Origin of the sequence: Flavobacterium sp. 9, from assembly GCF_002754195.1 — a bacterium.
Lineage (GTDB): Bacteria > Bacteroidota > Bacteroidia > Flavobacteriales > Flavobacteriaceae > Flavobacterium.
This window is the reverse complement of sequence record NZ_PEEU01000001.1, coordinates 4,453,699-4,465,013: the sequence shown is the minus strand read 5'-3', so window position 1 is coordinate 4,465,013 and position 11,315 is coordinate 4,453,699. Positions and strand designations below refer to the sequence as shown.

Below are 11,315 nucleotides of genomic sequence, written 5' to 3'. Positions count from 1 at the left end.
TGCTTTTATATTCTCTTACATCAACTTCTGAATAATAATTTCTTCTGTTATTCCTTCAGCATCTGCTTTGTAATTCTTAATAATTCTGTGACGCAATATTCCGGTTGCAACCGCTTTTACATCTTCAATATCCGGCGAAAATTTACCATTGAAAGCTGCATGTGCTTTTGCTGCCAAAATTAAATTTTGAGAAGCTCTTGGTCCTGCTCCCCAATCTAAATAATTCTTTACAAAATCATTTGACAAAGCATTATCCGGACGTGTTTTACTAACCAGAGTTACTGCATATTCAATAACATTATCGGCTACAGGAATTCTACGAATCAAATGCTGAAAATCTATAATTTCCTGAGCTGTAAATAAAGGATTAATCGTTGTTTTAACATCAGATGTTGTACGTTTTACAACTAATACTTCTTCTTCAAAACTTGGATATTCTAATTTGATTGCAAACATAAAACGGTCTAATTGCGCTTCCGGCAAAGGATAAGTTCCCTCTTGCTCAATTGGGTTTTGAGTTGCTAATACAAAATAAGGTAAATCTAATTTATAATTCTGACCCGCGATTGTAACGGAACGTTCCTGCATTGCTTCAAGTAAAGCAGCTTGCGTTTTAGGCGGGGTTCTGTTAATCTCGTCAGCAAGAATGATATTCGAGAAAATTGGTCCTTTAATAAATTTAAAGTGCCTGTTTTCGTCCAGAATCTCACTTCCTAAAATATCCGAAGGCATTAAATCAGGCGTAAACTGAATTCTTTTAAAATCTAATCCCAAAGCCTGAGACAAAGTATTAATCATTAAAGTTTTTGCCAATCCCGGAACACCAATTAAAAGTGCGTGTCCTCCAGAAAATATACAAAGTAAAATTTGATCTACAACGTCATCTTGACCTACAATTATTTTTGCTATTTCGGCTTTTAATTCGTTTCGTTTTTGAACCAGATTGTGAATTGCTGTTACGTCAGACATCTATGAATATATTTTAAATTAAAAAGAGTTAGTGCTATGAATTCATAAAACTAACTCTTTTTCTTTATTTAATAAAAATTATTTTTTCAACCAATTGTATACAAAATTACAATCTCTGTACTCTCCAATAATTTTGATATAAGTATCTTTTATTTTTGTATCAAACCATTTAGAAATTGTTGTGATTTGCTTTTCTTTCAATGCTAATTCTTTAATTTTTGTATAATCCTTAGCATAGTCAGCAACGTGTTCGTCAATTCTATTAGTAACAGTAATTAACTTATATGTTTTTTTACCTTTATCATCAACATTTAAAAGTGGTTGTGAAACTTCATCATCTTTTAAATTAGAAACCTGACTGTATAAAGTAGGATCCATTTTAGTCAACTCAAAACGAGTATCCTGTGTATTAGGATTTACCAAAGTTCCTCCGTTTGCTCTTGTTTCTTTTTCATCAGATTCTGTTCTTGCAGCATCTGCAAAAGAAATCTCTTTGCTTACAATCTTAGCTCTAATGTTAGCAATTCTTTCCTTAGCATCTTTCAAAGCATCTTCAGAAACTGTTGGAGCAATTAAAATATGACGTAATTCAACTTCTTGTCCTTTAATTTTTTCTACCATAATAATATGGAATCCAAAAGTAGTTTCAAAAGGCTCTGAAACTTCTCCTTCGGCTAAACTAAAAGCAACATCTTTAAATTCTTTTACAAATGGAGTTTTTCTGGTCATTTTATAATATCCACCATTTGGTGCAGATCCAGGGTCCTGAGAATATAAAACTGCCTTTGTCGCAAAACTAGAACCTTCCAAAACATCTTTACGAATTGCATTCAATCTATCGATTACTTTTTGCTTATCTTCTTTAGAGACTTTAGGCTCAACCACAATTTGTGCTACTTCCATTTCTGCTCCAAAAGTTGGCAATTCTTCTTTTGGTATTTTTCTAAAGAAATTACGAACTTCTTCAGGAGTTATCTCTACAGCATCTACAATTTTCTTAGTCATTTCCTGAGCTAATTTTTGCTCTTTTAAGATATCAGCAAAATAAGTTTTAAATTCCTCTACAGAATTCTTCTTATAATACGCTACAACTTTATTGATATCTCCAACTTGTTGAACCATATAGTTCAAACGATCATCCATCATTCCTCTAACTTCCGCATCACTAACAATGATACTATCCTGAATAGCCTGATGAGCATATAATTTATCTTCTAAAAGTTTTCCAAGCATTTGGCATCTTGTAATATCTTTTATAGAACCTCCTTGTGCTGTAATCTCCAAATATCCTTTATCAATATCAGAATCTAAAACAATATAATCTCCAACATTAGCAATAATACCATCAACTTTCAGCTTTTGGCCAGGGGCAACTTGAATTGGTTTCTTAACTACAGTATCTTTTATAATTTCCTGAGCCGAAATAATTGAAGTGAAAAAAAGTAAAAAACACATTGTCAACACTAGCTTGTAATCAATTGTTTTTAGCTGTAATTTTTTTAATAACATTATTTTAAATTTAATTTGAATGTAAAGATCTTGTTTTTAGAATTCCGTTTTAAACTAAAATCAACTTAACCTATATTTTCAGAAATGACTCTAAAAACACTAAATATTTAAGATCTAGTTCTTTTAACTTATGCCGAACAAAAATAACAATTCAATTACATAATACAACTATCAGCTATACTATTAACAAAAAATTATATGGAGTACACCTAAATTCCATAACAGAAACACCAATTGGGGGAGATTAATCTTTTCAAAACAGCAAAATCATTGCTTTTATTTCTCTAAAAATCCTGCAATTATCAAAACAAATACAATTTCCAAACTGTTAAATTACAATTGAATAAAAAAAGTTTTTAACACTACAACGTTTTCGTTGTATAACTATTTTCTTATAAAAACTGATCGATACAAAAAATATATACTTTAGATGAATAATTTACAATTTATAGCTGTCAAAATTACGAATTGTTCGTTTTTAACCCTCTATAAATATGTAATTATAACTTTATTAATCTAACCTTAACCAAATCTCGATTATGAAAAAACCTAATGCAAAGATTTATTTAATTGCAGCAATTACAGCATTCTTTTGTTCTTGTTCGCAAAATGAAACAAACGAAGTCGATTCAAAAGCTGAAAGTCAGAAATTTGAAATCATTAATGTAACTCATCATGATGGAAAACCCTTTAGTACAGGACTTTCTAAAACATCTTCAACAGGAAAATATGTAGACAATCCTGGTGGAGGAGTTATGATGCAGGCCTTTTATTGGGATGTTCCCGCTGGTGGAAACTGGTGGAATACCGTAAGCGGTAAAGTAGCTGCCTGGGGCAACGCAGGAATTGGCTCAATATGGTTGCCGCCTGCTTCAAAAGCACAAAATGGTGCGTTCTCTATGGGATATGATCCTACTGATTATTTTGATTTTGGAGATTACAATCAAAATGGTTCTACTGAAACAAGATTCGGATCTAAAACTGAGCTTGTAAACTTGATTACAAATGCGCATACTGAAAACCTTAAAGTATACGCTGATATTGTAATTAATCACAATAGTGGAGGTCAATCTGAAGCTAATCCGTTTACAGGAACCAATACGTGGACTAATTTTACAGGAATAGCTTCTGGAAAATTCCCGCGTAATTACAATGATTTTTACAAAAACAGCTATGGTAATAATGATGAAGGAGCTTTTGGTGGTTTCCCTGATTTATGCCACGCGGCTCCAAATGTTCAAAATTGGTTGTGGCTTAGAACTGACGGAGTTGGTAAATACTACAAAAACACCATGAAATTTGATGGTTGGAGATTTGATTATGTAAAAGGTTTTGCTCCATGGGTTGTACACGATTGGAATGCAAATGTGGGCGGATTTTCAGTTGGTGAATATTGGGATGCAAACGTAAATACTCTTGAATGGTGGGCAAATAACGCTAACAGTTCTGTGTTTGATTTTGCTTGCTACTACAAAATGAACGATGCTTTCGACGGAAATAATCTTGCTCTATTAAACGACGACATGATGTGGAAGAGAAATCCATACAAAGCCGTTACGTTTGTGACAAATCATGATACAGATGAAATTTCGAATAAATTATTGGCGTATTCCTACATATTAACACATGAAGGATATCCAACAATTTTCTACAGAGATTATGAAGAATGGCTGGACAAAAACAAATTAAACAACCTTATTTGGATTCACAATAATAAAGCGACCGGAACAACTTCAATATTATATTCGGATAATGACGAATATGTTGCAAGAAGAAATGGTTACAACGGAAATCCGGGATTAGTAGTTTATATCAATAACTCAGATTCATGGCAAGAAAGATGGATTCAAACCAATTGGGCTAATACTCAAATTAAAGATTTTACAGGAAACTCAACTTGGTATCCAACAACTCAGGCAGATAAATGGGTAAAAATACAATGTCCTCCAAAAGGATATTCAGTTTGGTCTATTAATCAGTAATTTTAAATTTAGACTTTTATAAGGCTGTCCTAAAAAACAGCCTTATTTTTTTGCTTATAAATTATCTCTAATAAATTGAAAGAGTTCCTAATTTAAGAAGTGAATATTTTTATTAAGCCGTAATTAATAGTACTTTTGCAACCTATTTATACGAAATATGAGCTTTTTAAAAGAAATACAACGCAGAAGAACATTTGGAATTATATCGCATCCCGATGCCGGTAAAACTACTTTAACTGAAAAATTATTGTTGTTTGGAGGGGCTATTCAGGAAGCTGGTGCTGTAAAAAACAATAAAATTAAAAAAGGAGCAACGAGTGATTTCATGGAAATCGAACGCCAAAGAGGTATTTCGGTTTCAACCTCTGTACTTGCTTTTAATTATAAAGACAAAAAAATCAACATTCTTGATACTCCGGGACACAAGGATTTTGCCGAAGATACTTTTAGAACTTTAACTGCTGTTGATAGTGTTATTGTTGTAATTGACGTTGCAAAAGGGGTTGAGGAACAAACTGAAAAATTGGTTGCAGTTTGTAGAATGCGTAACATTCCGATGATTGTTTTCATCAATAAATTAGATCGTGAAGGTAAAGATGCTTTTGATTTGATGGATGAAGTGGAACAAAAACTTGGATTAAAAGTTACACCTTTAAGTTTCCCTATTGGTATGGGTTATGATTTCCAGGGAATTTATAATTTATGGGAAGAAAACATCAACCTTTTTAGTGGAGACAGCCGTAAAAATATTGAAGAAACTATTGCTTTTTCTGATATTCAAAACAATCCGGAATTAGATAAAATTGTTGGTCAAAAAGCAGCTGAAAAACTTCGTGAGGAATTAGAATTGATTGATGAAGTTTATCCAAAATTTGAACGTCAGGATTATTTAGACGGAAAAATTCAGCCTGTATTTTTTGGTTCGGCATTAAATAATTTTGGAGTTCGCGAATTATTGGATTGTTTCGTGGCTATTGCTCCTTCACCAAGACCAAAAGATTCTGAAACTCGTTTAGTTGATCCTAAAGAAGAAAAAATGACCGGTTTTGTTTTTAAAATCCATGCTAATATGGATCCAAAACACCGTGATCGTTTGGCATTTATAAAAATTGTTTCCGGAACTTTCGAAAGAAACAAGCCTTATTACCATGTTCGTCAAAAGAAAAATCTAAAATTCTCTAGTCCGAACGCCTTTTTTGCTGAGAAAAAGGAAATTGTAGACATTTCATATCCTGGTGATATTGTAGGTTTACATGATACTGGAAACTTTAAAATTGGTGATACTTTGACAGAAGGTGAAATAATGAGTTTCAAAGGAATTCCAAGTTTCTCTCCAGAGCACTTTAGATACATTAACAACGCTGATCCTATGAAAGCCAAGCAATTGGACAAAGGTGTTGATCAGTTAATGGATGAAGGTGTTGCACAGTTGTTTACATTAGAAATGAACAATCGTAAAGTAATTGGAACTGTTGGAGCGCTACAATATGAGGTTATTCAATATCGTTTAGAACATGAATATGGCGCTAAATGTACTTATGAGAATTTCCCGGTTCACAAAGCTTGTTGGGTAAAACCTGATGATGCAAAAAATGACGAGTTTAAAGAATTCAAACGTATCAAACAGAAATTCTTAGCTCATGATAAATATGGTCAATTGGTATTTTTAGCCGATTCTGATTTCACAATTCAAATGACACAAAATAAATATCCAAGTGTAAAATTATTTTTCACTTCGGAATTTGATTAAATTTCATTTATAAAAACCATAAAAAAAGCGCTAATGAAAATTAGCGCTTTTTTTTAATTTGAATTAAACCAACCTTGATACTAAGTCATTATATTTCAAAAATTAATCTATTTTTTGTAAGAGCAAGCAAATTAAAACAATACTATCAAATAAGAAAATTTAGTCGACGAAAGTAAAACTAAATCGGATAAACTACACTTAATTTTAAGTATCATCCAAAAAAAAGCCCCATTACTGGGGCTTTTATTAATTTATGCTTGTCCTGCCGGACCAAAATTAAGCGGGATTGGTGCTTGTTCTGTCTCTTTGATTTCGCCATGAGCGGCTTCAAAACGATGAATGTTTTCACCAATTGCTTTCAATAATCTTTTAGCATGTTGTGGTGTCAAGACAATTCTTGACTTTACCTTGGCTTTAGGAATACCGGGCATAATGCTCACAAAATCTAAAACAAATTCTGATGATGAGTGGTTGATAATCGCCAGATTAGAATAAATTCCTTCTGCAATAGTTTCGTCCAACTCAATGTTAATCTGCTCTGGTTGTTGTTTCGGATTACTCATAGTTTCCTAATTAATAAATATATTCTTCTTTATTAGCCATCATTTCATTGTAATCGTCTTTAGATCCTACGATAGTATTATCGTATTCTCTCATACCAGTTCCTGCAGGAATTCTGTGTCCAACAATTACATTTTCTTTCAATCCTTCTAAATCATCTACTTTACCAGCTACAGCAGCTTCGTTAAGTACTTTTGTTGTTTCTTGGAAAGAAGCAGCAGAGATGAATGATTTAGTTTGTAGCGAAGCTCTTGTAATACCTTGTAAAACTGGCGTTGCAGTTGCAGTAATTACGTCTCTAGCTACAACTAGATTTTTATCATTTCGTTTAAGCAATGAATTCTCATCACGTAAATCACGAGGCGAAATAATCTGACCTGGTTTCAATACCGCAGAATCTCCAGCGTCTTCAACTACTTTCATACCGTATAATTTATCATTTTGAACGATAAAATCTTTAGTGTGAATTAATTGATCTTCTAGGAATAATGTATCTCCTGGATCTTGAACTCTTACTTTACGCATCATTTGACGAATAACTACCTCAAAGTGCTTGTCATTAATTTTTACCCCTTGTAAACGGTATACCTCTTGAATTTCATTTACCAAGTACTGTTGAACAGCAGCTGGTCCTTGAATTCTTAAGATGTCGTCTGGCGTAATTGCACCGTCAGACAATGGTACTCCTGCTCTTACGAAGTCATTTTCTTGTACTAAGATTTGGCTAGAAAGTTTAACTAAATACTTTTTAATCTCACCAAATTTAGATTCGATAACAATTTCACGGTTACCTCTTTTGATTTTTCCAAAAGAAACAACACCATCAATTTCAGAAACAACCGCTGGGTTTGAAGGGTTACGAGCCTCAAGCAACTCAGTAATTCTTGGTAAACCTCCCGTGATATCGCCTGCTTTAGAAGAACGACGTGGAATTTTTACTAATACTTTACCTGCTTTAATTTTCTCACCGTTCTCAACCATAAGGTGTGCCCCTACTGGTAAGTTATACGAACGAATCAATTCACCTTCTTTACCATAAACTAATAAAGTTGGAATTAATTTTTTATTTCTTGCTTCAGAAATTACTTTTTCCTGGAATCCTGTTTGCTCATCGATTTCAACCATGAACGATTGTCCTTGCTCTAAATCTTCGTAAGCAATCTTACCAGTAAATTCAGAAACAATTACACCATTATATGGATCCCACTTACAGATCACAGATCCTTTAGTAACTACTTCACCATCCTTAACAAAAATACTAGATCCGTAAGGAATGTTATGTGTATTTAAAACGATTCCAGTTTTCTCATCAACTAATTTTAATTCAGTTGAACGTGATACTACGATATCAACCGCATTACCTTCGCTGTCCTCACCTTTTACAGTTTTTAAATCTTCAATCTCAAGTCTACCGTTGAATCTTGTTATAATACTAGACTCTTCAGAAATACCTCCAGCAACCCCTCCAACGTGGAACGTACGAAGTGTCAACTGTGTACCTGGCTCTCCAATAGACTGAGCTGCAATAACTCCTACTGCTTCACCTCTTTGTGTCATCTTACCAGTAGCTAAGTTTCTACCGTAACATTTCGCACAAATACCTTTTAAAGCCTCACAAGTTAATGGAGATCTAACTTCTACTCTTTCAATCGGAGAAGCTTCGATAGTTCTCATGATTGCCTCAGTAATTTGTTGACCTGATTGAACCATTACTTCATTAGTAAGCGGATTTATAACATCTTGCAATGCAACACGTCCTAAAATTCTTTCTCCTAATGATTCAACAATTTCCTCATTTTTCTTCAAAGCAGAAACTTCAACACCTCTTAAAGTACCACAATCTTCGATGTTTACAATAACATCTTGTGAAACGTCATGAAGCCTTCTTGTTAAGTATCCAGCATCCGCCGTTTTAAGGGCCGTATCCGCAAGTCCTTTACGAGCACCGTGAGTAGAAATGAAGTACTCAAGGATCGAAAGACCTTCCTTAAAGTTAGAAAGAATCGGGTTTTCAATAATCTCACCACCACCAGCAGTAGATTTTTTAGGCTTAGCCATCAAACCACGCATACCAGTTAACTGACGAATCTGTTCCTTAGAACCCCTCGCCCCAGAGTCAAGCATCATATATACAGAGTTGAAACCTTGTTGGTCTTCTCTAATATTTTTCATTGCTAATTCTGTTAACTGAGCATTTGCTGAAGTCCATACGTCAATAACCTGGTTGTAACGCTCGTTATTGGTAATAAGACCCATGTTATAATTCACAGAAATACCTTCAACTTGCTCTCTGGCGTCTGCAATTAATTTTGTTTTTTGTTCTGGAATTCTAATATCACCTAAAGAGAATGATAAACCTCCTCTAAATGCGAATTTATAACCCATATCTTTCATATTGTCCAAGAAAGCTGCAGTAGTAGGTACATCAGTCACACTTAAAATGTGTCCGATAATATCTCTAAGGTTTTTCTTAGTCAATACATCATTGATATATCCAGCTGCTTCAGGTACTACTTCATTAAATAATACACGTCCTGCAGTTGTTTGAATGATTTTAAACACTAATTCTCCAGCATCATTAAAATCTTTTGCTCTAATTCTTACACGAGCATTCAATTCTAATCTTCCTTCGTTTAGTGCAATATTTACTTCTTCAGCAGAATAGAAAGTTAAGTCTTGACCTAAAATTATGTGTTCTGGCGTAGAGATACGTTCTTTGGTCATATAATATAGACCCAAGACCATATCCTGAGAAGGTACAGTAATTGGTGCTCCATTTGCAGGGTTAAGAATATTGTGAGAAGCCAACATTAATAATTGTGCCTCTAAAATAGCCTCTGGTCCTAATGGCAAGTGAACTGCCATCTGATCCCCATCAAAATCGGCGTTGAAAGCCGTACATACTAATGGGTGCAATTGGATCGCTTTTCCTTCAATTAATTTTGGTTGGAAAGCTTGAATACCAAGTCTGTGTAACGTAGGAGCACGGTTAAGTAATACCGGGTGACCTTTAATTACGTTTTCAAGGATATCCCAAACTACAGGCTCTTTTTTGTCTATGATTTTCTTAGCAGATTTTACTGTTTTAACAATACCTCTTTCAATCAATTTACGGATAACGAAAGGTTTGTATAACTCAGATGCCATATCTTTTGGCAATCCACATTCGAATAATTTTAATTCAGGACCAACAACAATTACCGAACGAGCAGAATAATCCACACGTTTTCCAAGTAAGTTTTGACGGAAACGTCCTTGCTTACCTTTTAAGGAATCAGATAATGATTTTAATGGTCTGTTAGATTCTGTTTTAACAGCAGAAGCTTTACGAGTGTTATCAAATAATGAATCTACTGATTCTTGCAACATACGTTTTTCGTTTCTTAAGATAACTTCTGGAGCTTTAATCTCCATTAATCTTTTCAAACGGTTATTACGGATGATTACACGACGGTATAAATCATTTAAATCTGAAGTTGCAAAACGACCTCCATCAAGTGGCACAAGCGGACGTAATTCTGGTGGAATAACTGGTACCACTTTCATAATCATCCACTCAGGACGATTTTCACGGTTTAAGTTAGACTCACGGAAAGACTCAACAACTTGTAATCTTTTTAAAGCTTCAGTTTTACGTTGTTTAGATGTTTCGTTGTTAGCGCTGTGTCTTAATTCATAAGATAAAGCATCTAAGTCGATACGAGCTAATAAGTCCATAATACATTCTGCTCCCATTTTGGCAACAAATTTATTAGGATCTAAATCATCTAAATATTGATTTTCTTGTGGAAGAGTATCTAAAATATTCAAATATTCTTCTTCAGTTAAGAAGTCTAATCTTTGTAAAGATTCTCCATCTGCATTTTTAGCAATACCAGCTTGAATTACTACATATCTTTCGTAGTAAATGATCATATCTAATTTCTTAGATGGAAGACCAAGGATATAACCAATTTTGTTTGGAAGAGAACGGAAGTACCAGATATGAGCAATTGGCACAACAAGGTTGATGTGTCCTACTCTGTCACGACGTACTTTTTTCTCTGTAACTTCAACACCACAACGGTCACAGATAATACCTTTGTAACGAATTCTTTTATATTTACCACAAGCACACTCAAAATCCTTAACAGGTCCGAAGATTCTTTCGCAGAATAATCCGTCACGCTCTGGTTTGTGAGTTCTGTAGTTAATTGTTTCAGGTTTCAACACCTCTCCTCTTGATTCTTTCAAGATAGATTCTGGTGAAGCTAATCCTATCGAGATTTTGTTAAATCTTTTTATAGGATTCTTATCTTTATTATTATTTCTATTATTCATCATAGTTTTTACTATTGATTTATCTGCAATTAAAAAATTGATTTTAACTTATAACCTTCTCTTTAAAAAAGAGTAAAACCATCAAGTCACTACCACGGATTACTTCTCTAAACTTCAAACGTCAATTTTGAAGTGCTAATTACAAAACCTTAAGGTTGTAAGTAAAAAATCGGAACGGTTTACGGGTATAAATCCTAAAAACTTTATTTTAATAAACAGCTTCA

Annotated in this window: 6 protein-coding genes; 2 read left to right on the top strand and 4 right to left on the bottom strand. The window is 33.7% G+C overall.

Annotated features, from left to right (window positions below; translation table 11 throughout):
* Positions 1–15: 15 nt before the first annotated feature.
* Both CLU81_RS18530 and CLU81_RS18525 read right to left on the bottom strand, forming a co-directional pair.
* Positions 16–969, bottom strand: coding sequence for a MoxR family ATPase (locus CLU81_RS18530; protein ID WP_099711154.1), 954 nt, complete (start codon positions 967–969; stop codon positions 16–18).
* Between the two features lie 78 nt (positions 970–1,047).
* Positions 1,048–2,478: a peptidylprolyl isomerase gene (locus tag CLU81_RS18525; RefSeq protein WP_099711153.1), complete on the bottom strand. Its 1,431-nt coding sequence runs from the start codon at positions 2,476–2,478 to the stop codon at positions 1,048–1,050.
* A gap of 539 nt (positions 2,479–3,017) precedes the next feature.
* Between CLU81_RS18525 and CLU81_RS18520 the strand changes: the two genes are divergently transcribed.
* Together CLU81_RS18520 and CLU81_RS18515 are read left to right on the top strand one after the other, a co-directional pair.
* Positions 3,018–4,460, top strand: a complete 1,443-nt coding sequence (locus tag CLU81_RS18520) for an alpha-amylase (RefSeq protein WP_099711152.1) — start codon at positions 3,018–3,020, stop codon at positions 4,458–4,460.
* Between the two features lie 157 nt (positions 4,461–4,617).
* Positions 4,618–6,210 (top strand): peptide chain release factor 3, encoded by a 1,593-nt coding sequence (locus tag CLU81_RS18515; protein WP_099711151.1) that lies wholly within the window; start codon positions 4,618–4,620, stop codon positions 6,208–6,210.
* A 251-nt stretch (positions 6,211–6,461) separates the two neighbouring features.
* On the opposite strand, the gene CLU81_RS18510 is transcribed toward CLU81_RS18515, so the two are convergent.
* Positions 6,462–6,773: a DUF3467 domain-containing protein gene (locus CLU81_RS18510; protein WP_099711150.1), complete on the bottom strand. Its 312-nt coding sequence runs from the start codon at positions 6,771–6,773 to the stop codon at positions 6,462–6,464.
* Positions 6,774–6,783: 10 nt separating this feature from the next.
* On the bottom strand, positions 6,784–11,094 hold the full coding sequence (gene rpoC / locus CLU81_RS18505) for a DNA-directed RNA polymerase subunit beta' (RefSeq protein ID WP_099711149.1): 4,311 nt from the start codon (positions 11,092–11,094) through the stop codon (positions 6,784–6,786).
* Between the last annotated feature and the right edge of the window lie 221 nt (positions 11,095–11,315).

Coding starts and splice junctions, on each gene's coding strand:
- CLU81_RS18530 (WP_099711154.1), bottom strand. CDS start 969: ATGTCTGACGTAACAGCAATTCACAATCTGGTTCAAAAACGAAACGAA.
- CLU81_RS18525 (WP_099711153.1), bottom strand. CDS start 2,478: ATGTTATTAAAAAAATTACAGCTAAAAACAATTGATTACAAGCTAGTG.
- CLU81_RS18520 (WP_099711152.1), top strand. CDS start 3,018: ATGAAAAAACCTAATGCAAAGATTTATTTAATTGCAGCAATTACAGCA.
- CLU81_RS18515 (WP_099711151.1), top strand. CDS start 4,618: ATGAGCTTTTTAAAAGAAATACAACGCAGAAGAACATTTGGAATTATA.
- CLU81_RS18510 (WP_099711150.1), bottom strand. CDS start 6,773: ATGAGTAATCCGAAACAACAACCAGAGCAGATTAACATTGAGTTGGAC.
- rpoC (WP_099711149.1), bottom strand. CDS start 11,094: ATGATGAATAATAGAAATAATAATAAAGATAAGAATCCTATAAAAAGA.